Origin of the sequence: Streptomyces sp. NPDC102437 (genome assembly GCF_044765565.1) — a bacterium.
In the GTDB taxonomy this organism is placed as follows: domain Bacteria; phylum Actinomycetota; class Actinomycetes; order Streptomycetales; family Streptomycetaceae; genus Streptomyces.
In genome coordinates, this window is record NZ_JBIWKI010000012.1 from 46,831 (window position 1) to 70,766 (window position 23,936).

Annotated in this window: 17 protein-coding genes; 5 read left to right on the forward strand and 12 right to left on the reverse strand. The window is 66.4% G+C overall.

Features of this window, described 5'->3' with window-relative positions; genetic code table 11:
- Positions 1 to 134: 134 nt before the first annotated feature.
- Together ACIRJP_RS17280 and ACIRJP_RS17285 are read right to left on the reverse strand one after the other, a co-directional pair.
- Positions 135 to 1,004 carry a helix-turn-helix domain-containing protein gene (locus ACIRJP_RS17280; protein ID WP_404174194.1) on the reverse strand — a complete coding sequence of 290 codons (870 nt, stop codon included), beginning with the start codon at positions 1,002 to 1,004 and terminating at the stop codon, positions 135 to 137.
- A gap of 313 nt (positions 1,005 to 1,317) precedes the next feature.
- Positions 1,318 to 2,040: a GPP34 family phosphoprotein gene (locus ACIRJP_RS17285; RefSeq protein WP_351252991.1), complete on the reverse strand. Its 723-nt coding sequence runs from the start codon at positions 2,038 to 2,040 to the stop codon at positions 1,318 to 1,320.
- 195 nt (positions 2,041 to 2,235) lie between these two features.
- Between ACIRJP_RS17285 and ACIRJP_RS17290 the strand changes: the two genes are divergently transcribed.
- The 3 genes from ACIRJP_RS17290 (at position 2,236) to ACIRJP_RS17300 (ending at position 7,373) form a co-directional block, all read left to right on the forward strand.
- Complete coding sequence (locus ACIRJP_RS17290; RefSeq protein ID WP_404174197.1) at positions 2,236 to 4,638, forward strand: D-alanyl-D-alanine carboxypeptidase; 2,403 nt, start codon at positions 2,236 to 2,238, stop codon at positions 4,636 to 4,638.
- Positions 4,639 to 4,844: 206 nt separating this feature from the next.
- Complete coding sequence (locus ACIRJP_RS17295; RefSeq protein ID WP_404174200.1) at positions 4,845 to 6,737, forward strand: MFS transporter; 1,893 nt, start codon at positions 4,845 to 4,847, stop codon at positions 6,735 to 6,737.
- Positions 6,738 to 6,920: 183 nt separating this feature from the next.
- Positions 6,921 to 7,373 carry a hypothetical protein gene (locus ACIRJP_RS17300; protein ID WP_404174622.1) on the forward strand — a complete coding sequence of 151 codons (453 nt, stop codon included), beginning with the start codon at positions 6,921 to 6,923 and terminating at the stop codon, positions 7,371 to 7,373.
- Between the two features lie 153 nt (positions 7,374 to 7,526).
- On the opposite strand, the gene ACIRJP_RS17305 is transcribed toward ACIRJP_RS17300, so the two are convergent.
- Together ACIRJP_RS17305 and ACIRJP_RS17310 are read right to left on the reverse strand one after the other, a co-directional pair.
- The gene (locus tag ACIRJP_RS17305) at positions 7,527 to 8,129 is read right to left on the reverse strand and encodes a GNAT family N-acetyltransferase (protein ID WP_404174203.1); all 603 of its coding nucleotides are present in this window, start codon (positions 8,127 to 8,129) and stop codon (positions 7,527 to 7,529) included.
- A 245-nt stretch (positions 8,130 to 8,374) separates the two neighbouring features.
- Positions 8,375 to 9,907: a chaplin gene (locus ACIRJP_RS17310; protein ID WP_404174206.1), complete on the reverse strand. Its 1,533-nt coding sequence runs from the start codon at positions 9,905 to 9,907 to the stop codon at positions 8,375 to 8,377.
- 623 nt (positions 9,908 to 10,530) lie between these two features.
- Here ACIRJP_RS17310 and ACIRJP_RS17315 point away from each other — a divergent pair.
- Positions 10,531 to 11,085 (forward strand): GNAT family N-acetyltransferase, encoded by a 555-nt coding sequence (locus ACIRJP_RS17315; protein ID WP_404174209.1) that lies wholly within the window; start codon positions 10,531 to 10,533, stop codon positions 11,083 to 11,085.
- Positions 11,086 to 11,089: 4 nt separating this feature from the next.
- Complete coding sequence (locus ACIRJP_RS17320) at positions 11,090 to 11,731, forward strand: hypothetical protein (RefSeq protein WP_404174212.1); 642 nt, start codon at positions 11,090 to 11,092, stop codon at positions 11,729 to 11,731.
- 441 nt (positions 11,732 to 12,172) lie between these two features.
- Here ACIRJP_RS17320 and ACIRJP_RS17325 read toward each other — a convergent pair whose 3' ends face one another.
- From ACIRJP_RS17325 to ACIRJP_RS17360, 8 genes are all read right to left on the reverse strand, one after another.
- Positions 12,173 to 13,240 (reverse strand): ComEC/Rec2 family competence protein, encoded by a 1,068-nt coding sequence (locus ACIRJP_RS17325; protein WP_404174215.1) that lies wholly within the window; start codon positions 13,238 to 13,240, stop codon positions 12,173 to 12,175.
- A 742-nt stretch (positions 13,241 to 13,982) separates the two neighbouring features.
- Positions 13,983 to 16,103: an ATP-binding protein gene (locus ACIRJP_RS17330; protein WP_404174218.1), complete on the reverse strand. Its 2,121-nt coding sequence runs from the start codon at positions 16,101 to 16,103 to the stop codon at positions 13,983 to 13,985.
- Between the two features lie 1,948 nt (positions 16,104 to 18,051).
- Positions 18,052 to 19,095, reverse strand: a complete 1,044-nt coding sequence (locus ACIRJP_RS17335; RefSeq protein WP_404174221.1) for a serine hydrolase domain-containing protein — start codon at positions 19,093 to 19,095, stop codon at positions 18,052 to 18,054.
- Positions 19,096 to 19,194: 99 nt separating this feature from the next.
- On the reverse strand, positions 19,195 to 20,316 hold the full coding sequence (locus tag ACIRJP_RS17340; RefSeq protein WP_404174224.1) for a glycosyltransferase family 4 protein: 1,122 nt from the start codon (positions 20,314 to 20,316) through the stop codon (positions 19,195 to 19,197).
- Entirely contained in the window at positions 20,313 to 20,849 is a 537-nt protein-coding gene (locus tag ACIRJP_RS17345) for a dCTP deaminase domain-containing protein (protein ID WP_404174227.1), read from the reverse strand. The genes ACIRJP_RS17340 and ACIRJP_RS17345 overlap by 4 nt, the downstream gene beginning before the upstream one ends.
- Positions 20,846 to 21,385: a dCTP deaminase gene (gene dcd, locus ACIRJP_RS17350; protein WP_404174230.1), complete on the reverse strand. Its 540-nt coding sequence runs from the start codon at positions 21,383 to 21,385 to the stop codon at positions 20,846 to 20,848. The genes ACIRJP_RS17345 and dcd overlap by 4 nt, the downstream gene beginning before the upstream one ends.
- Entirely contained in the window at positions 21,385 to 22,617 is a 1,233-nt protein-coding gene (locus ACIRJP_RS17355) for a metallophosphoesterase (RefSeq protein ID WP_404174233.1), read from the reverse strand. Before ACIRJP_RS17355 ends, dcd begins: the two co-directional genes overlap by 1 nt.
- Positions 22,614 to 23,933 (reverse strand): UDP-N-acetylglucosamine 1-carboxyvinyltransferase, encoded by a 1,320-nt coding sequence (locus tag ACIRJP_RS17360; protein WP_404174236.1) that lies wholly within the window; start codon positions 23,931 to 23,933, stop codon positions 22,614 to 22,616. Before ACIRJP_RS17360 ends, ACIRJP_RS17355 begins: the two co-directional genes overlap by 4 nt.
- Between the last annotated feature and the right edge of the window lie 3 nt (positions 23,934 to 23,936).

The window sequence follows — 23,936 nt, forward strand, 5'->3', positions numbered from 1 at the left end:
CGCCCGGGGCGGGCGGCGGTGTACCTTGCCGCCGCCCTTCCCGTGGCAGCACTTCAATTTCCTCATTCCGGACTTTGCGGGGCGTCCTGCGTCCAGCGCGCGACGTCCACCGTCCGGCGTCCGGTTCCCGGCGTTCAGCCGATGCTGTGGCCGGTGTAGTCCTTCACGATCCCGGTGATGAAGTGCCGGGTCTGCTCCACATTCAGCGCCTGCGCCCGCAGGTGTTCGTACATGACGCTGTACCGCTGCACGTCGTTGGCCTTCTCCAGATAGAGATCGCTGGTGACGCCTTCGATGTAGACGACGCTGGAATCGGCGGCGTCCGGGAATTCCAGAATGGCGTACTGCCCGTTGATTCCGGGGTGCGCGCCCATCTCGAACGGCAGTACCTGCACGGTGACATGCGGCAGATGGGACAGCTCGACCAGCTGCTCCAACTGCTCGATCATCACCTGCTTGCTGCCGACCAGCCGACGCAGCGCGGACTCGTCGATGACCGCCCACAGCCGCAGCGGATGCTCGCGGTCGGTGATCCGGTCCTGGCGGCGGGCCCGGACGCTGACGCGCTTGTCGATGTCGGACGGCGGAGCCTCCGGCAGCGCTCCGTTGATCAGCGCCTCGGCGTAGCTCCGAGTCTGCAACAGGCCCGGGATCACCTGGGGTTCGTACACCCGCAGGGATTCGGCATCCGTCTCCAGACCGATGTAGACGCTGTACGGGATGTCCCCGAACGCGTGCCACCAGCCCTGCTGGCGCGAATCCTTGGCCATCTGCATGAGCGAGTCGACGATCCGGAGATCCTCGACCTCGTACACCCCGCAGAGGTCGCGGACATCGCGCTGGCTGATGGAACGGCGGCCGTTCTCCAGGCGGCTGATCTTCGACTGCGAGACCAGCAGCCGCTCCGCCACCTCCTCGGCCGTCATGCCTTTGAGTTCGCGCAGGCGGCGCAATTCCTGGCCCAACCGGCGTCGCCTGACGGTGGGATTGACGTTGGACGGCACGGAAACGGCACCTCCGGCTATGTAGCTGTGCGTATCTACTGCTCAGCAGATTGCCACCCCCGGCCCCGGCCGCGCTGGGAAATGGCCACACGCAAGCGCGCGGGGCAGCCGACATTCCGGCTGCCCCGCGCTTGGTGCGGCTCCCGAACCGGGTCTTGGGGACGACGGTGCGGCGGTATTCGGTTGGTGCTCGCCGTGCTGACGTGCTTGCCGCACGACGGTGCTTGCCGCACGGCTGTGCTTGCCCTGCGGCAGTGCGGTCGCGCGGCGGTGCGGTCGCGCGGCGCAGGGTGCGGCCCGGGGCGGGGTGCGCCTAGTGGACCGCGGTGTGCGCCATGCTGCCGCGGCGTGACTGCGACTGCACTTGCGGTTGCAACGGAACTCCGGCCGCCTGATTGCGGCGGGGCTGTGCGACCGCCCCGTTCTGGACGTCCATCACGGCATGCGCCACGAGTCCGCCCATGGGGTCGTGCCTGATCAGGTCCCGGAGCCTGGAGCGCGATGAACGCCCCTCGTTCCCGGGATACAGGTGCTTGCCGAGTCCGACCGCGTGGGCCAGCGCGGCGAGCGCCGCGGTCCGCGGGTCCGGCGGTACACCGGTGCGGATCGCACTGTCCAGCCTGGCTCTGATGTCCCGGCTGATTGCCGTGTCCGTCGCCTGGTAGCGAGTCGTCGGCAGCACTCCGCACATCTGGCCCGCCACGGCATGCACCATGCCGCACCGCTCCAGGTGAGCGAGGTAGATCTGACGCAGCCCCAGCCGGGGCCCGCCAATCCAGTGGACCGCCCGAACCGGGCTGCCGCGTCGCCGCAGCAGTTCCAGTGCGGAGTCCAGAGTCGGATCTCCTGTCGGCCGTGGCATCACCACGGCGATACGATCCCCGTCAGGGGCTATCCGTCCTGCCAGAGCCAGCTCCACTAGCTGAGCCCCGGCAAGGCCGAGGTCGAGCGACTGCGGCTGCGCTGTGGTACCCGTGGTCGGGTCCAGAGCGAGCAGCAGAAGCTCCTCCGGAATTGTTCTGCGGCTCCTGCCCATCCATGCCTCCCCGCGTGGATGAATGACAGGGTGACCCCTCTCACATTGGTCTGTCGAGAGCGCCTGGGTGCTTTGTATGGGAACCAGTAGGTATGTCGTTCTCGTCTAGCAGCCGGGCCGGTGGTTCACACGGGACACTGGTAGATGGTTCGGACAGCGCGGGGGTGTCCCCCGTGCCGCATGGAGGAGGCATCGGTGGCGGGCGAGTCCCCCGACAAGTCGGAGCAGCAGAAGTCGTCGGGTACGGCTCGGAGCGAAAGCGATCCGCGGCTTGCCGTCTTCCGTGAATCGTCCGCCGAGGACGCGGCCGCCGGAAGCGGAGAGACGGATACGGCCACGGCGGTCTTTCGTACGGACGCGGTCGCCGGGGTCGGCGAGAAGGCCGGGGATGGCGACGGCGCCGGGGACGGCGAGAATGCCGAGGCCGGTGACGGTTCCCGGTCGGAGAGCGCGGACGCGAAGGTGGATGCGGACGGGGCCGCGGGCTCCGAGGGCGCTGCGGGCGCTGTGAGCGCCGAGGAGGCCGACGAGGCTGAACGGAGCCGGAGGCACGCAGACGGTCCGGAGGCGGAGCCTGAGGCGGCTGAGGCGCCCGAGGACGCGGACGCGGCCGAAGCCGAGGTGGCTGAGGCGCCGGAGGGCCCGGATGCGGCCGAGGACGCTGCCGAGGTCGGTGACGGGGACGACGCGGCGAAGGCCGCCGAGGGCTCCGGGGCGGGCGATGCGCGGCTGCGTGCGGCCGTTGCCGCCTGGGTGTCGAAGGACGGCGACGAGGACGCGGAGAGTGCGGAGGGCGCGGAGGACGGCGAAGCGAAGGCCGCGGCTTCGGAGGGCGGGGCCGCGGACGACGCGGATGCGGAGGGCGTAACTCCGGACGCGGCGACCGCGCCGAGCGCCGCCGAGCCCTCGGATGACTCCGAGGACGCGAAGGAGGCGCCCGACGCGGACGACAAGGCTTCCTCCGCCGAGGAGAAGAAGGCCGGCGCCGAGGGCCCCGAGGCCGAGGCCGACGAAGCCGAAGGTGAAAAGGGCGCCGACGACAAGGGCGGAATCGATCAGCCGACCGCCATCTTCAGGGCGCCCACCGCACCCCACGTCGACCAGCCGACGACCGCGCTGAAGATCCCCCCGATCGAGCCGAAGCCCGAGTCCGCCGCCGAGCGGACCAGCAAGTTCGTGCCCCTGCGCGGGGACGACGTACGGCCTGCGCCGGCCGCGACGCCCGCGCCCCGTAAGCCGGAGACGCCCGCCGCCTCCGCCGCACCGGCTCCCGCCTCGCTGGCCACCGCCGAGCGGACCACGCAGCAGCCGATGCCGCCGAAGCCGCCGCTCGACCTGCTGGCCGAGCTGACGAACACGCCTCCGCCGCCGGAGACACCGGTCCGCACCGCAGTCCGCAGGGTCAAGATCTGGACCCCGCTGGTGCTGCTCCTGCTGATCGCCTTTGCGATCGTGCAGATGGTGCGCCCGCTGCCGGAGCCCACGCTCCAGATGTCGGCGAAGGACACGTACACCTTCAAGGGCAGCAAGCCGACCCTGCCGTGGCCCGACGAGGGCCAGGGCTACATGGCCGCGACCGGTCTGGGCCCGGTGGATTCGTTCGGAGAGCAGAAGGCCGTGCCGATCGGCAGCGTGGCCAAGGCGATGACCGCGTACATCGTGCTCAAGGACCACCCGCTGAAGAAGGGCGAGAAGGGCCCGTCCATCGAGATCGACGCCAAGGCGGAGTCCGACGGCAAGCTGGACGCCGAGGGCGAGTCGACCCTGAACACCGTGACGGCCGGTGACAAGCTCACCGAGCAGGAGGCCCTCTCGGCCATCATGATCCCGTCCGCGAACAACATCGCGCGGCTGCTGGCGCGCTGGGACGCGGGGTCCGAGGAAGCGTTCGTCAAGAAGATGAACGAGACCGCCAAGTCGCTCGGCATGAAGAACACCACGTACACCGACCCGTCCGGACTCAACGCGACCACGGTGAGCTCGGCCGAGGACCAGGTGAAGCTGGGGCAGAAGCTGGTGGAGATCCCGGCCCTGATGGAGATCACCAAGCTGCCGTCGTGGACCGACCCGTCGGGCAAGAACTGGCGGAACTACAACACCCTCGTGCCCTACAACGGTGCGCTCGGCATCAAGACCGGTTCCACCAGCAAGGCCGGCGGGAACCTGCTCTTCGCCGCCCACAAGATGGTCGGCGACACCGACCAGCTGATCGTCGGCGCCGTACTGGGCCAGCACAAGCCGGCCATCATCGACACCGTGAACGCGGTGAGCAAGGAAGTGATGCTCGCGACGCAGGACCTGCTGGAGGGCGCCAAGGTCGTGAAGAAGGGCGACGTCGTCGGCACCGTCGCGGACGGCTTCGGCAACAGTGTCCCCGTGGTCGCGACCAAGGACGTGTCGGCGGTCGGCTGGCCCGGCCTCACGGTCAGGATCGAGCTGACCGACGACGGGAAGACGATCCCGACCTCGGCGGCGGCCGGCACCCACGTGGGCACGCTCACCGTGGGTGAGGGAACCAGCCAGGTGAAGGTGGCCGTCGCGCTGCAGAGCGACCTCGCCGAACCGGCCTTCGGCGACAAGCTGACCCGGATCGGCTGACCGGCCGACGGGGAACGGCCCGCAGGCCGCAACGGCCGACGACGGAAGGGGGCGCCGATCCCGGCGCCCCCTTTTGTACTGCGTACGTGTTAGCGTCCCGAGGCAACTCGATGACGCTGGGACGGCGTCCTCATGGGTGCACGGTGCACGGTGCACGGTGCACGGGGCACGAGGCAGGCGGATTCGGGGAGACGGGGAGAGCCGTAGTGACCACCGCGGAGCCGAGACCCGGCCATGGGGCGGCCGACAGCACAGGCACGAGGGGCAGCGACGTCGGGGGCGGGAGCACGCGGTGGACTGCCGCGCCCGCCCGGGAGAACACAAAAGCCGCGGGCGCCGCCCGGCCACCGGGGCCCGGCCCGTCACGCACCGACCCGTCGCGCAGGGCCCGCACCCAGCGGCTGCTGCGGCATCCGGTGACGATCACGACGGCCGTCGCCGCCGTCACCCACGTGCTCTGGTTCTTCTTCTTCGCGAACAGCGGCGGCGACATCGCGGCCCAGGACGCCTGGGCCGAGTTCGTCGGCCGGCACCCCGGGACCGCGTACAACCTGGCCTGGTACGGGGGCATGCACCCCGTCTCGTACAGCGTCGTCTCGCCGTATCTGATGTCGGTGCTCGGCGTCCGTACGACGATGATGGTCGTCGGGACCGTGTCGGCGGCGCTGACCGCGCTGATCCTGGTCCGGGTCCGGGCCGTCCGCAACCCACTGGCCTGCTCGCTCGCCGGGGCGTTCGCGTATCTGTGCAACGCGCTGTCGGGCCGGGTGACGTTCGGGCTCGGCATGATGTTCGCGGTGGGTGCGACGGCCGCGGTGTTCTGCTGGCCCTACCGCTGGCGGTACAAGAGGTGGGCGAAGGCGGCCGTCGCCGCGCCGCTCGCCGCGCTCGCGACGGCGAGCAGCCCCGTGGCCGGGCTGTTCCTGGGCGTGGTCGCCGCCGCGCTGTTCCTGAACAAGCGGCGCCCCGGAGCGTACGCGCTGGGCCTGGCGCCGGTCGCGGTGGTGGCGCTGTCCGCGTGGCTGTTCCCGTTCTCCGGTACGCAGCCGATGTCGATCGCCACGCTCTCGCTGCCGTTCCTCTTCTCGGTCCTCGTCTTCGTCCTCGTACCGCGCGACTGGAAGACGGTCCGCACCGCGGCCGCCGTGTACGGCGTCGGGACGCTGCTGACCTATGTGATCGACTCACAGATCGGCTCGAACATCACGCGGATGGCGATGCTGTTCGCCGGAGTGGTGCTCCTCGCCGCGCTGCCGTACACCACGCCGCGCTCCCGGCGCTGGTACGCGCTGGTCGTCGCGTTCGCCGGGCTGAACTTCTGGATCGGCTTCAAGGGCGTCGACGACATCGTCCGCACCGCCCCCACCGCCTCCTGGGCGCGCGAGCTGGCGCCGCTGGTCAACGAGCTCCAGGAGGTCGGCGCCGAGCGGGGCAGGGTCGAGGTCGTGCCCGCGAGCAGCCACCGGGAGGCGTCCGCGCTCGCGCCGTACGTCAACCTTGCCCGGGGCTGGAACCGGCAGGCGGACATGAAGCGCAACCCGCTCTTCTACGACGACACCCTGGACAGCGCCAACTACCGCCAATGGCTCGACCGCTGGGCGGTGCACTACGTGGTGCTGCCCAAGGGAAGGCCGGACGCCAGCGGCGCGGTGCAGGAGGCGCAGCTGGTCGACAAGGGGCTGCCGTATCTGAAGCCGGTGTGGTCCGACGCCAACTGGCGGCTCTTCGAGGTGGACAGCCCGGTGCCGCTGGCCGATCCGCCGGCCACGGTGGACGAGGCCGGCGCGGACGAGCTGACCATCCATGTGAAGACGCCGGGCCGGATCCTGATCCGCATCCCGTACTCGCACTGGCTCGCCGTGGTCGACAGCGAGGGCCGGAGCGTGGAGCGGCCGCAGGAGACCGAGGAGTCCAAGCAGCGCACGGACGAGAGCACGCCGCGGACCTTCGTCAACACCAACGGCTGTCTGTTCAAGGCCGAGGAGGACGCGGACGGCGACGAGTGGACGGAACTGCTCGCACCGCGGCCGGGTGTGTACCGACTGGCCGCCCCTTACCAGCTGCCGCCCGGCACGCCGTGCCCGGAAGAACTGCGCTGAAACAGTTCGGCGAGTGCCGAAGGGTCACCGATCTAACGTCGAGCAATGACGAACACGAAGCACGTACTCGCCACTCCCGGCGACCCCAGCACTCCCACCACCGCCCACGACACCGCCCACGACACCGCCCTTGACGAGACTCCGGCGACGGACGGCCGTGACCCCGCGCAGGTCCTGACGGCCATGGTCGGCCACGTCCTGGCCCTCGCCGAGACCTGGACCGACTGGGACGGCCGCCCCGTCCCCGCGGGCGACCGGCTCTACACCCCGCACAAGGCGATCCGCCGCGTCGCCGACCACATGGTCGACCACCTCGCCGAGATGGAGGCCCGGCTCGCCGGCGAGGAGACACAGCCCGACCACTGGCACGCCTCGGCGACCACCACCGCGGCCGACCTCGCCCCCTTCACCGGAGCCGACCTCGACGAGGCCCGCAGCCGGCTCACCCGCCTGGCCAGGATCTGGGCAACCCGCCTGGACTCTCTGACGCCCGACGATCTCGACCGGTCGCCCGGGGCGGGGTGGACCTTCCGCCAGCTCGCTTTCCACGTGGCCGAGTCGGTCTACTACGCGGACTCCGTGGGCGACCGGCGTGTGCGGTCAGGCGCTCCCGGCGGCCGCTCAGTCGGCCAGTGACACGGCATCGCCCATGGCGACGACCGGATGGCGCGCCGGATCGAGGAGGCGGAGCAGCCGCTCCACGTGCGGGTGCGAGAGGCCCCGGGGCGGCTGCCGGAGCGTGTCGCGCCGTACTGGGCCGGGAGATGGCCAAGTACTCTCTCGGTCCGGTCAGGCGTCCCAGGCGCGAGGGCGGTTCAGCTCTTCCCATTCGGGACGGAGCAGTGAGAACACGGCGCGGTCGTGGCGGCGGCCGCGATGAAGACAGGCGGCGCGGCTGATGCCTTCGTGCACGAAGCCGGATCTGGCGAGGACGGCGAGGGCGGGGGCGTTGTCGGTGTGAGCCTCTGCCGTGAGGCGGTGCATCGGGAGTTCGCCGAACGCCAGGTCCACCAGGGCATCGAGGGCCTTGGTGCCGTGGCCGTGCCCGCGATATTGAGCAGCCAGCATCAGCTCGACCTGTGCCGTGCCGTTGACGATGTTCTGGCCGCTCAGCGCGATATGGCCGACAGGGGTGCCGTCAGGGAGCAGGACTAGGAAGTCGTCGCGATCGTCATCGTCACTGTCGCGCTCGATGCGCTCGCGCATCGCGGTGAGGGAGCGCGGCCAGATGCCGATCTCGTGGGCGATCACCGGGTCGGATCGCCAACCGTGCAAGAGCTCGGCGTCGCCCATGTCGACTGCCGCGAGACCGACGGACCTGGCACGCCAGGAAAGTTCCCTTTCAGTCTCTGAGTCGTGCTCGCCGCCCGCGATCCCGGTGTCTTCGGTCATGGGCGGATGCTATGGGCGCCTTCGAGCCGGGACCACCGGATTTCCCTGCTCAGCGAACCGGCGCGGCTGTTCTTGCACCCTTGGTCATCCACGAGCCCGGATGAGGACAACAGAGAGGCGGAGCGAGGTCCGGCCCACGGTCGTCCACGAACCGGATCGCACCACCGACAACCGACCACTGAGCGTTGGTCAGCTGACCGGACATACTCATCCGGTCAGCTGACCACCCATCAAAGAGACACGACCTACTCGTTGACGCAGACATTGCCCGCTGCCGGGTTGAGCGCTCCGACGACGTTCACGGAGTTGCCGCAGGCATTGACCGGGATTTCCACCGGGGCCTGCACCAGATTGCCGGAGAGCAGACCGGGCGAGCCCGTCGCGGTGCCCACCGCTGCCGCCTTCCTGTTGACGGTCAGGGTCGCGGGGGCCGGGAGATCCAGGCCGACCGCGGTGATCGCTTCGGGGCGGTTGACGTAGGTGCCCGGCCTGGCGGCGGTGACGTCCACCGTGACGGTGCAGGACTTCTCGCCGGCGGCCAGGTCGCCGCCGTTCAGAGCGATGCGCGTGCCTCTTGCCGTCGCGGAGACCGTGCCGTCGCCGCAGGTCGTCGACGCGTTCGGGTGCGAAGCCACCCTCACCCCGGCGGGCAGACGGTCGACGAAGCTGAAGTCGTCCTTCGCCGCCAGTTCACTGGTGTTGGTCACCGTCATGGTCAGTGTGGAGGTGCCACGCCGATCGATCGTGGCAGGACTGAACGCCTTGTCCAGCTGCGGAGTCGCATCCAGGATCCGGATGTTGTCGAATGCGTGGTCATTGCCGAACCATTCGCCCTGCCCATTGAGCATCTTGATGCCCAGCCGGCTTTCGTTGAACAGAACGGCCCTGTTGCCGGCGAACGTCCCAGCCCTCAACCCGCTTCCTTCGGGATAGGACTTCGCGTTGGGGTCGGTGCAGGGATTGATGGGGGTGGTGAAGGTGGGGATGTCCGCACCGTTGCCGGTCAGATAGAACTTCAGCTGCGGATTCGCTTGGTCGCAATTCACGGCGGCTGCGTCCACCGCGAAGGTGATGTAGCGGTTCGGCTTCGCGATCGGGATCGGCTGCTCGGTCTGGAACTCCACCCGGTCGGCGCCAGGCGCCACCCAGTTGGTGTAGGCCGCGACCACGTGGTTGCTCGGCGGATTGGTTCCGCCCACCTGTCCCAGCGCATTGGCCATGTCCTTCAGAACTGCAGGACAGTCGGGCGGAATAGCGCCGGTCTGATTGAGGATGATGCCGTTGCACTGCCCGTGGTCGAGCCACGAGGAGTCGGCGGTGTACGTCTCGTCGAGCGGTGGAGCACCGACGTAGTCCTCCAGGAAGACCGGAGTCTCACCCGCGTTCTCGAAGCCTTCGGCGAACACCGCGACCGGGGCCTGCGGGACCCCCGGAGCGCCGGGTGCCTGGCGGGCGTTGCCGCCCAGCGGCATGGCCAGGGCCTGGGCCTGAGAGGCCAGCGGAGCACTCGCGATCGCAAGTGCTACCAGGGACATCGATGCGGTGCGCGTGCGCGTACGCCGGGAAATCTTAATTGCGGAAATTTCCACCATCTCTTTTCCGATTAACGCGGCGTACAAGCAGCAGCGGGCATGGGCAGGATTGGCGCAGCCCAGGCCATTGGCTATGCACTCCGATAGGCAGGTCGCCCCAATTTCAGCACGCGCCCTCAATAAAATACGGTGGGCGATCGAGACGGCTGCGGCTTTCACCGCGTTGGCCGAACTGGGAACGGGCACTGCGGGCTTGTACTGAATAGAGGCCACTGAAAAGGCCCTGGCCGGTGGCCTGCCCGCTCCCGGGCCGAGCCTGATCAGGGGCCGCGCCCCGGCCGGCAAGGCGGGCAGGCTCCGGGACTGCCCGCGAGGAGTGCCGTGCGGCCGACGCCAAAGGCCCCGGACCATGATCGTTCCGGGGCCTTTCGCCTGGTGCCCCCGGCAGGATTCGAACCTGCGACACCCGCTTTAGGAGTGGGATCGAATCCTTGCCGGGTAGTGCCCGAGTCTGCTGCGTGGTGCCGTTCTGCCTGGTCAGCGCCACGCGGCGTCGTACTTGATCCTGCTCGTGACGCCTTGTGTGGGACCGTCCGCTCACGCATCGCTCACGCATGAAGGGAGTGGGGGCTTGCTGCTTGGGCGCAGCTGAGCGGACGTCCTGGCCGTCATCGAGCCGCAGAAAGTACGCCGCACGCGCTCCGCAAGCCGCAGGTCGGGTCGTGATTGAGCAGCACTCTGAGCAGGCCGGGGTCCTGGCGGCGAGGAGGTAGCTGACCGAAGTGGTGTAGCCGGGGCGGTGTCGACTGAGATGCTGAAGCTGGCGGCGATCTGGGCCAGGGTGTCGTGCTTGTCCTACGGTTGGCCGCATGAGCACTGAAACGGCCATATCTGAGGCAACGACCGATGCCCAACGTGCCGAGGTACAGGCGCTGTTCGATGGGACGTTCCACGACATCGCTCCAAACGCCATCCCGAAGGTGGAGCACGACTACCTGTACGCGCCGTTGGTGCTGCGCTACCACGACCCCGAGACGGGCCGACTCGCGGGCGCCGCCCTGACCTGCCGGGCACAGGTAGCAATTTCCATGACGATGATGAGGCGACCGGAATACGCGCCCGTCATGGACCGGCATAGCGAACTGGACCTGATGGCCGTGGCTCAAACCTTTCGGGGACGAGGTATCGGGGGAGCGCTCGTCCGCGCGATGGAGGAACGGCTGCGGGAGCGGGGCGTACGGATATGGTTCGGCAACGCCACCCGGGACCTGGAGACCACCCGGCTCCGCGAGTTCTACACCCGGCACGGCTTCACCGTTCTCCCGGCCGACCAGCCGTTGCCTGACCTGCTGGGCCGGTCATGGGTGCTCCCGACCGCCGAACAACCCGCCTTCTTCTTCTACAAGCAGATCAAGAAGGGCTGAGGCCGTGGACTGGATCTCTCCCGTTTCCGGACTCGTCGGCGCCCTGTTTGGCGCGGCGGCCACGTACGGCGGCACCCGCCAGGCACAGAACAAGGCGCTGGCTGATGCCCGACAGGCCCGACTAGAGGCCAAGCAGGACCAGGCCGTGGCCACACTGGCGAAGGCTTTCGGTGACCTTCACCAGCACGTCCGGGGCGTTCCCGACGACTGGGAGCCGGGAATGAGCGCCGAGGCAGCCGCCGCGTTCACGGCGGCGCGGGAGACGTGGGACGAGGAGCTGCAAGACCACATCGCGCCTACCCGGCTGGCCATCGGCGCCATCCGGGACAGGAAGGTGCGCCACCGCCTGAAAGAGGCCATGAACTTGCTGGAGGTGTGGGACAGCGGGCTGGTGTACGCCTTCCATGGTCGGTCCCGCATGTGGGTGCTGCACGGGGTGGTCGCCCATGCCGTGGACTGCGTAGGGGCGTGGCAGAGAGAGGAGGCACTACCGGAACCGAACCGCGCGTTCACGGAGGCCCGGGAATCGTTGGCCGCCAAGCGGGACGAGTGGGAGTCGATCGCCGAGGCCGAGGAGGGAGACCGGCGCCGGCGCCGCGCCCAGCGCCTCAGTGGGGCCACCGAGCCGCCGTCAGAGGCTGGATAAGGAGGAGACCGAAAGTGCAAGGACCCGGCCCCGGGACGCCTGCCTCTGCGGGCGGTCCGGATGTTGAGCCGCGTAACTGACTGGGACCGGCCACGGCTTGAAACTGCGATGCACTATGCCGACTCCGGCCGGCGCCCAACTGATGCAAGGTGCCCCGAGGGCCCGACACTATCGGGCTGTCCGTTTGCGTAGCTCCTGGCCTCCGGAACTCCGCTGTACCGCCTCAAGACCAAGGCCGGCCGCCGGGTCTCTGGCGTGTCAGCCACCCGTTAGCCGACCCCACACACCCCACTTGAGGGCCAGCCATGGTGCTGAGGTCCATGGTGAGGCCCATCTCTTCTCGGGTCTATAGGTCGAGGGCGCACCGCCGGCCGCTATCGCACGGGACCTTCCTGCTGCGGACCGCTTTTAGGTGAATTAGAGCAAAAGATCCGCAGAAAACTAGTCTTCGGAGGCATCCCGTGAACGTGGTACAGGAAGCGAAATGGAATCGGAACGACAAAGGGGGCGGTCCAGTAGCTGTATAAATTCCTTGTGCTGTTGCGGCGATGGGGTCGTCTCAAGACCAGTGCTGCCCCAGCCAATAGTCACAGTACCTGCGCAACAGGAACCCGCTGAGCTACCTGCTGCCGCATGCAAGCTGAGATGGGAATTTCCTGCTGGCGGCGGCGTGCCCCGGTGGCAATGTGTTGAGATCTGCGTACAGGCAATGTGGGCATGGGGCCGTGCGCTTCGCACTCCTGAGACCATTTCAGGGTCAGGGTTAGAAAAACGGCCGCCGCGAGCCATCGAAAAAAGAACGAGGTCCGGCTCCACTGCCTGACATAACGTAGCGGCGAATTTTTGGGAGTCGGATGTTTTAGCCTTTCCTCCGTGATGCGGAAAAACAAGTACATGGGATTTTAAGTCCACGCCGAAGGAAATCATGCGCTCCAGAGCTAGCGCATCAATGTCGGCAGGCAAAAGTACAGCGGGGCTGCCGTTTAAAGAGACCCGAAGAACGGCAGAGAGCGTGTTTGCGGTAAGTCGCCCGATCGGGGTGGCGGACGCCGAGGGCCCGAGTGTGGCCATTTCGAGGTCGGGATGTAGAACCTCAATATTCGCCCGCTGACTAAATGCCAGGTCTGCGCTGGAGGCTGTATTGAGATTGCGCTGACCGTTGAGTAGTGCTCCCTCTCGGTACCGCAAGTACGCCTGCCTAGCTAGATTCTGCCAGGCTTTGCTCTGCTTGGTGCCATCTGGGTTATACCAAATCATGCCGACAAGGAAACGTGTGTCCCAGAGGAGCTTAACGGCGCTGCCCATGTGGTCCAGGTCGCTGTGAGATAGGACTAGATGGTCAATGTGCGTGATTCCGCAGCGCTCTAACTCGTCGAACAGGGTCGTACCTGGCGGCGCATCAACCACCACGCATCGTGTACCGTCGCGAATTACGGCACAGTTTCCATGTCCAACATCGAGGACAGTTACTTCCAGAGTGTCAACGATTTGGTCCGCAGATGTGGTCACGGTCGCATCCAGTCTGCTGGAAGATCGGGACTAATTGCGAAGTTCCTGAAAAACAGATCGCGCTCCCTCTCGGCGTGGCAATTTACCTCGGCTTCGACCCAACGATTTCGAAGTTGGTTAAGCCCCAGTCCGGTGTCCTGTGTGATTAGGCCAGCAGGGAGTTGAATGGCCACCGAAGGGCGCCATGCAGGGACCAAGACCTCCGCAGTCGGCATTTCCTCGTTGACGTGCACTCCAACAATTTCAATGATCGTTGGAAGGGCCAATCTTGTCCTGGGAGTATCGCCATGAAATTCTGCAACAATTGCTTCGAATGCAGACTGGATGGATTCTGCGCTCTGCTCATCCTTATCGAGGAGGCATGGAATTTCCGCCCTCCGTAGTCGGATGGTGGTCGCCTGGTCCCGCGAGATGTATGTACTGCTTAGGACGGCCGGGAAACCTCGCTGAGAAGCAAGGCTTGCGAGTTCAGCGCCATCGAACGGGACATTAATCCTTCCATTTAGCCTGTGGTCGAAAACAGCTGCCACGCAACTGTCAGTTACGCGCTGTAACATGCGCTCGGCCGCTTCTCTTTGCGGTGCAACCTCAACCGGCTCGTATCCCGCTAGCCGTAGCACCATCCCTGTGGCGTAAGCCTCCTCAGGGTCGTCATCAACTACTGCTACTCGAGACCCTGCTGCCGGCACCTGAGTGCGCGGAAAGAGCCTGTCCAGAGGCCGCCTCGCGCCCCGTTCGACATTCACGACGAGGCTCCAGCTGGAGTATCGGCGGTGCGAGTGGGATGTGCAGGCAAGCGGACCATAATCCGAGCACCGCCCAGCTCACCTGTCTCGAAGGCGAGGTTCTTTCCTTTTAGTTCTTCCACTACGTCTCGCACGATGGTTAGTCCTAGGCCCGTGCCGTCAGTACGTGAGGTCCTGCCAGGTGACCAGATTTCGTCGATTGGCATGTCCCGAATTCCGGGGCCCGAGTCGTCAACGGTAAGAACGACACTGTCTTCGCCGTATTGGGTTCGGATAAGGATTTCACGGGCGCGATCGGGCATGTCTTGACGTAGCAGTGCATGCGCGGAGTTCGTCAATAGATTGGCCCAGATCGCTTCGATTTCTGCAACGGTGCTGCGAACGCGCATTGACTGACTGTCAAATTCAGTTTGTACGGAAATGTTTCGGTCGTTGAAGTACGGCGAGAATAGTTTCACCACCTCCCTGCAGACCGCGTCGATATCTACGTCAGCGGAGTCTCGTTTCCTCTTTTTCACCATCTCCAGGGAAAGGTTGGCGAAGGCTTGTACCGTGTCCAATGATCGCCCAATGCGGGACATGGGTTCATCGAAGACGGAGTCGTATGCTTCCTGGCCAACTTTGTTTCCAATTAGCTGACCCAATGCTCTAACCATTCGAGTAAGTCGACTTGCAGGTCCAAGAACCTCGTGTGCAAATACTGCTGTACTTGTTCCGAGGGTGCTCAGGGTCCTATAGAGCCTCAGGTCTCGCTCTACAGCCTTAACATGTTGCTGGGTTTCCCCACGATATGTGTTTACTTGGCGCTCTACGATTTCTCTATATCGCGGAGGGAGGGTGCGCACGGTCTTGCGGAGTTCATCTTCGGCGGTCTTCATCCGTGTGCGCGTCTTAGGTACTTGCTGCCGACGCCTGACTTCAGCATCCTTCAGGCGGACGGCCGCCGCCCAGTCTGTCGCTCTGATAGCAAATTCTTTTAGATCGACGAAGGCGGGGGTTTCAACGAAGCCTGTTCGGTCGGTTTTAGGCTGCAGAATTTGCGTGTCGTCGTCCACGACAACTCGTCCGACTGCAGTTCTGGTCGAGGGGCGCTCCTCGGGACTCCCAGTGCGGCGGGCATTTAGCTCTAGCCAGTCATTTCCTGGATCCCCGTAGGGCGTAACCCTAAGCCCTCGATGAATTAGGTGCACGCCCCCTACGACCTCAAGCCATGGCCAAACCCGTTCCCTGTCCGGAGAGTTCTTCAAAGGTGAGAGCGATTTTCCGCCTTTGAGGAACATCCAGAGTTCAAGGCTGGCTCGCGGCGCCAGCTCAAAGGGCAAATGAACATCACGTCCGCCGCGCTTGCGATTCAGCGACACTATGTCATGGCTGGCTTCGTGAAGAATCTCGCCGCGCCAGTCATACAGTGTTGCTTTGGCGTACCCTTCTGGATCGATTTCGGCGAATAAGCGAAAGTCTGCTTGATCCAAGTACGCGCGAGATGTGTCGGCGAGTAGCTTGTCGAACTCATCCGAAACAAAAATAGCCCGGAACGGAGAATTTTCGGGAAATGGTCCTGTAAGTAGTAGAACTGACCGAGCCATCCGTTTTACGTCCGCTTCAGCGAATGGTTCGCGAAGTTGGCTGATGGTGACACGGGTCCCTGGGGGTTCTAAAGTCGGTTTGTTGACGACGGTGAGTGGAACGTCTTCAACGGCGTGCACAGAGTCGTACTTAGTCCAGTCGATTATTAGTACGTGTGCCCGGCCGGGAGTGTTGGCCGGTCGCGTTTCTAATTCGACATGTGCTCCGAGGCGTAGCGCTGCTAGTCGGCCGAGGCCCTTCTCGCCTACTTTTTGTCGCCCGCCGGGAGTGATCGGAGATGAAGTTTTGGCGGAGCGACCCAGGAGGAGGAAGCTGTCATAGATGCTGTCCTCGTTCATGCCCGTGCCGTCATCTTCTACGATGAGGGTACCGCCAGCCCGGTCAGCTTCCAGTAGGCGGATCGTGCAGGTGGTTGCGTCCGCGTCGTAGGCGTTGCGTACCAACTCCATTACGCCGAGGTCTGGGTGTGGGACGAGCTCTTCACCCAGGCGCGCGAGGATCTCCGGCGCGAATCGTAGATGTCGGCTCATCCCTACCTCCCCGTGGCGGCCGTGGATCGGCCCCAGTCTTGCGTCACCTGGACAGCTGAACGCATGTTATCCGCCGTATCCAGTTAGCGACAGAGGGTCATCTGCCCGTTAGCTAGGTCAAGTTCAGGGGGATCTCGCGGACTGCCCGCACCGTGAGGTGTCTACACCTGATGCGCTCGTCCAGCCACCGGGTCACGGGTTCGGACGCCAAGACCTTGAGGAGGTCCCTGCACGTTTCCTCCTGCCCGTCCAGCGGTCGCGCCGTGATGATGTGGTTGTCAACAGCGACGGGAGTGTGCCCCGTGATAAGGACTCCGACCCCGCGGCTGTGTCCGCCCGTGCCTTGGCCTGGACGCGATGTGCGTCGTATTGCCACGAAGGGTGGTTCCAGCAGACGGCCCGAGAATCGGCGCGTTTCCCTGGGCACGCCGGCGTCCCCAGCAGGAGGGAGGGCGCGGGCCTTGAGAAACGGCGATTCAGGACCCTCGTGAGGATCGCGGTTGTCTACTACGGGGCCGACTCGCACCTCAAATAGATCCGCCAGACTCTGGGTGCTTCGCTTGGCTGTCCAGCGAGCCGTGCCGGATTCTGTCCGCTTCGAGCGACGCTGACGCGTGCCCGAGAGCAGAAATACATGAATGTCCGTGTGGGGATCGAACTGACCTTCGGTCTGGACGACTTTCAAACAGAGATGTTCGGACAGTAGCTGGCGCCACCGCTCGTAGCGAGAGCCGCTGCGTAGTACGTCTGGAAGCACGGCAGTCAAATGGCTGCCCAGGGAGAGCGCCTTGGCGCCGGCCAGAGTGAACACGGCGGCTTGGGACACAGCGCCGGCGGCCCAACCCCAACGCGTATCTGCTGGCATAGGCCCAAAGGGTGGGTTGAGAAGCACGCTGCCACGGAAGCTTCTGGCGGTGTGCAGTGCTGCCAGGCCGTCCTCGACTCTGAGTGACTGCAGGTCAGCCCAACCACGGTCGCCATCGTTGGTCCGGGCTTCTGACCCTGCGTCGCGTGTCCTGCGGGCCGCAGCCAGGTACAGGCGGAGTCTTGCTGCGGTGACGAACTCGGGCTGCAGGTCGCTGCCTCGAAGGGTTCGCGACCAAAGCCTCAACGTCTCGCTGGTGTTTGCTCCTACTGGGAGATGCTCGGATGCGGCGAGCAGCAGATCCCCTGCTCCGCAGGACGGGTCCCAGAAGCGGCCCGAGAATGGAGACTGGCCCTGAAGCACGTTGCTGAACGACTCACGAACTGTGCCCGTGGTAAAGAATGCGCCGTGCGCGCGTCGTGCGGCCAGAGGGACAAGTTGGCGTAACCGTTCAGATGCCTGCCCATTCAACGCCAGGCTGACGTCCTGTTCGATCCGGTGCCATGAGCCACGTGCTACATCCCGGGCAAGGAGGGTTAGCTCGTCGACGTAGGCGGAGTAGGAGCCGGTAGTGCCTCGCATGTCGGCGATGCGCCTTTCTGGTACTCCAACGCTGAAGGCACTGCGGATTGTGCCTCGTGCTCAGATTCTGCAGCAGAGAGCTCGGCGCGTCTATCGTAAGAGGCTTGCTCCAACGTGGCTGCCACATGCCGTGGAGTCAACGGCCCTAGCCACAGAGAGGGTTTGCGATCTACATCCGCTGCAGATAGTGCCCCGCCGGGCATCCTCGACCAGGGATGAAGCCAGAGGCTAGCGACGCCGCTGGGGCGTCGTGCGCCTCAGTTGTAGGCGGGCCTCGATGAAACCGACTCGCGTCTGCGCGCTCGCCGAGGGAAGCGGATGACGGACTTCTGGCAGCTGGAGTTCCACTACCACCGCGCTGGCTTCTCGTTCGACGAGCTCTTCACGGCGGACGAGGCGCTGCTGCACTGGTGGACGGAGCGGCTCGATCAGGTCGAGGACGCGTTCTCCGCAAGGCTGGAGGGGTGGATGAGCCCGCTAAGTCTGGGTACGCCCGCCATCTCACTCGAAGGCAAGCCCACAGAAGGCGTTGCGGATGTCCGTCAGCGGCTGTCGGTCGCGGGTGTAGTAGAGCTTGTTGGTCAGAAGCACTGCCCAACGTTGCTGACGAGGTGAGATCCACATACCGGTGCCCGTGAACCCGTAGTGGACCCAGACCGCTTGGGCGGGAGAAGTACCGGGCGCCGGGTGCCAGAACAGCCCCCGGACCGGCTGCAGCTCGCCGGTCTGGGTGGTCAACGATTCCGCAGTCCAGGCGGGGCCGAACCCCGCCTGGCCGGGCGCGGTGGTGGTGTCGAGCATGTAGCGCAGGAAGGCGCAGAGGTCGTGCATGACGGTGAAGGCTCCGGCGATCCCGCACACTCCGCCCAGGTGCCGTGCGGAGAAGTCGTGGGCGGTGCCCTTGAGGTGGGTGTCGGTCTCCGGGTCGAGTTCGGTCGGGGCGCATCGTGAGGCGGTCTCGGGGGGCAGCGGCCCGAAGCGGGTCGTATGCATGCCCAGTGGCTGCCACGTCCGCTGTGTCGCGAGCTCGTCGAGGCGCTGGCCGGCGAGATGCTCGGCGAGGTATCCGAGGATGAGGGCGGCTCGATCGGTGTATTCGACGGCCTCGCTGGGTGGACGGTGCAGGGCTTCGTGGAGGACTCCGTCGCGGACGTCTTGTGGGTCCGTGCCGTAGAGGTTCTTGAGCTGGGCTCGCAGCGGAACGCCGGCCGTATGGGTCAGCAGATGGCGGGCGGTGACGCCCCCGAGCGGGTGGCCGTCGACTTCGGACCAGAAGGTGGCGAGTGGGATGTCGAGATCGAGTTTGCCTTCCTCCCAGAGGGCGCCGATCGAGGCCCACACCGCGAGGATTTTCGTCAGGCTGGCGGCATCGAAAATGGTGTCGGGCCGCATCGGCGTACCGGGGTCGTCGGGGTCGAGCACTCCGGTGGAGCCGGAGGCGTGGATGCCGACAGCGTCACCGACGGCCCATACGGCGCCTGGGTAGACCTTGTCGCGGACGCCTTCGCTCAGAAGCTGTTCGATGCTGTCGGTGCGGTACGTCATGGTCTCCCTGTTCGCCGTGTGCATCCCGCCGGGTCAGCGTAGTGACGTCGGCGGGTCCGGTGGGCGATCGGCGTGGCGGCATCGTCTGGTGTGTGACGTTCATGTGAGCTGGAGGCCCAGGTCCGTCAGGGCTTGAGCGGTCGTCGAGAGTGGGTAGCGGGTGGCGTTCGCGTAGCCCGCCTGTCGGAGAGCGGGCAGCAGTTCCGGTGCGGTCCGTAGCCGGTTCAGGTCGCGGGCGAGTGCGGTGGAGTGCGTGAAGTCGGTGGCCACTCCGGACCCTGCGAGGACCTCGGTGAGGCCGGGCACGGGCTGGTACAGGACAGGCAGGCCGCAGGCTTGGGCCTCCAGCGCGACCAGGCCCATGGCCTCCAGGGTGGTGGACGGCAGGACCAGTACGTCGTGCTCGGTGAAGGCTTTCCACAGCTGTGGACGGCGGAGCCAGCCGAGATAGCGGGCCCGCACACCGGCCCGCTGGAGCAGCGGGGTCAAGGCGCGGAACTGGGCTCTGGGGGCGGCGACGCTCAGCTCGACGCCCGGAATGGGCGCCAGGCCGGTGATGAGGCGCTCGACGCCCTTCTCGGATGTCAGCCGTCCTGCGTACAGGACTCGCAGATGGCTGGTTGACGTGCGGGCGGGCCGGGCCGGTGGATCAGTGAGCAGATGGTCGGGGATGCCCCACGGGATGTGGACGACCTTGCGGCGGTCTGTTTGCGGGGCGAGTTTGAGCAGGTGATCGGCCATGGCACCGGTGGAGACCACGATTGCGTCCGCGGCCCTCGCAGTCTCGCGCAGTACCTGGAGCTGGTCGCGGTGAGCTTCGGCAAACAGCAGGTCGGTGCCGTGAACCATCGCGATCCTCGGGTGTGCCGGCAGGGCCCGGAGCAAGGCGGGAGTGGCGCCGAACGCGAGATGTTGCAGGTGCAGAACGCCGATCTGTGCCGGATCGATCGCGGTCACCAGAGCCCGGCGCAGGGCTGCGACGTAGCGACTGAAGCCGGCACCTTCCAGACACTTCCCGGAGACGGACAGCAGGTCGAGGCCAGATGGGAGACGGGGCCTGGGGCCCGGGGGTGCCAGCATGAAGGCCCGCGCGGGGATGAGGGGCTCGTCGCCGGTATAGAGATCGAGGAAGAGTTCGACGCTGCCGCCGGGGCTACCGGCCGGAAGGTCCAGGCAGGTAGCAGCCAGGAGGCCCGCGGTTGGGTGAACGACGGACTTCACAACGCTCCTTGAGGGATCTCTTCGTACAGGCGGGAAATGTCGATGCCGTCCGTCGCCGCGTACTTGGCTCGTTGTTGCTGGTAACTGGCCGGGCTACCGGCAGTGGTGAGGAAGACGAGCTTGCCGAAGGTCATTCCCGGATAGACGCGGGCGGGCTTGGCGACGCGGATCTCCAAGGTCCAGCGGATTGCGTGGCCCTGGTGGCCCAGCGGAGCGGAGACGTGGACCCAGATGCCGAGGGCGCCGATGGTGCGGTCCCCGTTGAGGAGCTGTGCGTACGTTTCCGAGCCGGTCTTCTCCAGGGTGACGCCTAGGTAGAGCACTCCGGGTTGCAGGACCAAACCGGACGTAGGGATGAGGTGTTCGGTGAAGGCGGTGCGGGCGGCGGCGTCCAGGTCGCCGTCACAGATGCGGATCGTGTCGCCCAGCCGCCAGTCGTAGGCGTTGGGTGAGATCCGCTCGGGCTCATAGGGGGAAATAGTGATCTCTCCCGTGCTGACGGCAGCGGCGATGGCTGGACCCGTGAGAATCACGAGGCCACCGCCTGGATGCGTGCAGCGTCCTGCCAGTAGCGGGAGGACTGGGGGCCGGCGGCACCCTGGTACTTGCCGCGATACAGCTCGACGTCACCGGTGGAGACGAAGAACATGATCTGCCCGATCTTCATGCCCGCGTACACCCGTAGCGGGCGGATGGGCGAGAGCATCAAGGTCCACTGTCCGTGGAAGCCGATGTCGCCGATCGGCGCGGTGATCTCGACGAACAGGCCAAGGCGTCCGACCGAGGAGCGGCCGAAGAGGAGGGGGACGAAGATGTCCGAGCCGACCTCCTCAACGGTGTGGCCGAGGTACAGCTCGCCGGGCTGCAGGACGTATCCGTCGTCGCCGATCAGGATCGAGCGCGTGGGATTGGTCTGGTGGGCGTCGATCACCTTGGCGGCATACGTCAGCAAGGTCGGAGCGAGGCGGACGTTGTAGCTGTTGGGGTTCGTCTGGTCCGGGGTGAAGGGGGTGATCCGTAAGCGCCCGTTGGCCACGGCAGCCTTGATCTCAGGTCCGGTGAGGATCATTACTGACCTCCTTCTTGGGAGTCTGCGGAGCTGGGCAGCGAGGTGGTCAGGACATGGCTCACGGCTTGCCGAAGGCGCACGCCTGCTTGGTGAGTTGGCCCGCCGAGGTAGCTGTCGGCGAGGTAGTCGGTGGTCAGCACGGTTCGGATCGCCGGGGGAAGAGGCGCAGGGGCGACGATCAGGCGGCCGACGAGTTCGGTGAGGTGGTCGAGCAGCTTGCCGTGGTCCCGGACGTGCTGCTCGGGGAGGAAGGCATGCACGAGCTGGTTGCCGAAGGGCTCGATGGCCAGCAGGTCGCCGAGGGTCAGCGTGGCGCCGAGTGGCACGGGACGCAGGGCGGTCTCGTTGAGGATGACCGCGTCAGCGCCGAGGCCGGAGTGCAGTCGGCCTGCGATCTCTTCGAGCAGTCTGCGGCGATCCAAGGGCGCATCGCGGAGGCGCTCGTCCACAGCGCCGATGGGGCTTCTCAGCCGCAGTCCGATGGCTGAGATCTTCTCCATCACCGAGGTGAGTTCGTGAGGAACGGAATGAGCGTCGGGGAAGGACCCGATGCGGGCGCCCCAGCCGCTGCCGACAGGCTCGGCGGCGGAGTATCCGACACCGAGTTCGCGGCCCTTGACCACGAGGGTGTCGCCGACGTGCACGGGGCCGGAGCTGTCGCTGTGGCAGTGCCCGGCGAAGATGACATCGGCGCGCGGGCAGGCTGTGGCCAGCTTCAGGTCCTCCTCGAAGCCGGAGTGGGACAGCACCATCCACGCGTCAGCACTGTGGTGGTTGTCCTGCATCACCTCGTGCAGAGCCTGTGCCGGGTTGCTGATGCGGTGGCCGGCGCGCTGGTCGGCAGGGATGGCGTTGAACGCCTGCGGGCCCATCACCGCGGTGACAGCGACCCGTCGTCCGCCGATGTCCTGGATGCGTACGCGGTCGAAGAGCGGCGTGCCGCAGTCGTCGGTCGTGTTCGCGCACACCGTCATCCGCCGCAGCCCCGGCTCGAAGTAGTGCGGCCACCCGTGGTTTCCGGGCGCGAGCAGGTCGTACAGGGTGGTGAGGACTTCGCGCTCGATGCCTCCCTCGCCGAGGTGGTAGTAGCCGCTCCCCTCGAAGAAGTCTCCGCAGTCCACGATCAGGCTGTCGGGTCTCGCAGCGTGGAGGTGGACGAGCATCGGAGCGGCCGAGTCGAAGGCGGAGTGGACGTCGGTCGTCGCGATGATCTGACGCAGTTGCCCGTTCACGGGATCACCTCGCAGATGTCGGCTCCGAGGGCGTGCAGCTTGACGGGCAGGTCGGCGTGGCCGCGCCGGAGCTGTTCGAGGCCGCCGAGGGTGGTCACACCGCGAGCGGTGAGGCCGGCGATGAGCAGGGCGGAACCCGTGCGGATGTCGGTGGCCTCCACTCCGGCACCGGTCAGCTGCTGCGGTCCGGCGAAGCGGCACTGTGTGGGCGACAGCTCGTCGATCGTGGCTCCGAGGCGGACGAGCTGGGGCAGCAGGTTGCGGTGGCGGCCGGGGTTGATGTCGTCGGCGAACAGGTGCGTGCCGGGCAGGGTGAGGGCCAGGGCCAGCAGCGCGGGCTCGAAGTCCGCGTCCAGACCGCCGGGAGACAGAGAGGCAATGGCTCGCAGTGGTCGGCCGGTGGGCTGCGCGTCCTGGGCCTGCACGGTGAGGGTGCCGTCCTCGGCGTCGGCAGGGACGCCGAGCCAGCGCAGCGCGGTGATCAGAGGGGTGATGTCGTCGCGGCGTACGCCGAGGATGTGCGCGTTGCCGCCTGTTACCGCGACTGCGCAGGCCAGGGTGCCCGCTTCGATCTTGTCGCCGGGCACCCGCCACGCGATCTCCTCACCGGAGACGGATCGAGGCGGCTGAAGCGTGAGGACGGCCTCGCTGACCCGGCACTCCCACCCGGAAATCCTCAACGCCTCTACGACACTGAGAACTTCGGGTGACAGGTTCGGTTGGCCCAGTCGCAGCGGCCGTCCGGCGACGACCGTACGCAGGAGTGCGGCGATACTCGCTCCGCGGGACCGGAAGGGGAGCATGATCGACACCGTGCCGCGTCCGCCAGTGGCTGCTTCCACGAGGTAGCCGCGGTCACCGACGGTCGAGCGGTCGCCGAACCGCTCGTACACCTTGAAGTGCTGCTCCATCCCACGATCCCCGATGGCGCAGCCGCCCGGCCACGGCAAACGGGCCCGCCCATAGGCGCCGAGAAGAGCCGGGACCAGGTAGTACGAAGCTCTGATCCGCGCAGCGACCTCGGGATCGGGATCCGGCCGCTGCTTGTCGCTCGGCAGGATCACCGTGGTATGCGGATCGCTGACCGGGCGGGCCGCCTGCCAGCCGGACTGCTGGAGGAGGGTGAGCATCGTCCCTACGTCCGTGTTGGCCGGGACGTTACTCAGGTGCACCGGGCGGTGCATGGCCGCGGCGGCGGCCAGCAGGGGCAGGGCTGCGTTCTTCGACCCATCTACGGTCACGGCCCCGGCGAGCGGAACGCTCGGGCGCACGGCGACGACTTCTGCGGCGACTGGGGGAATTCGTACGGCTGGCAACAG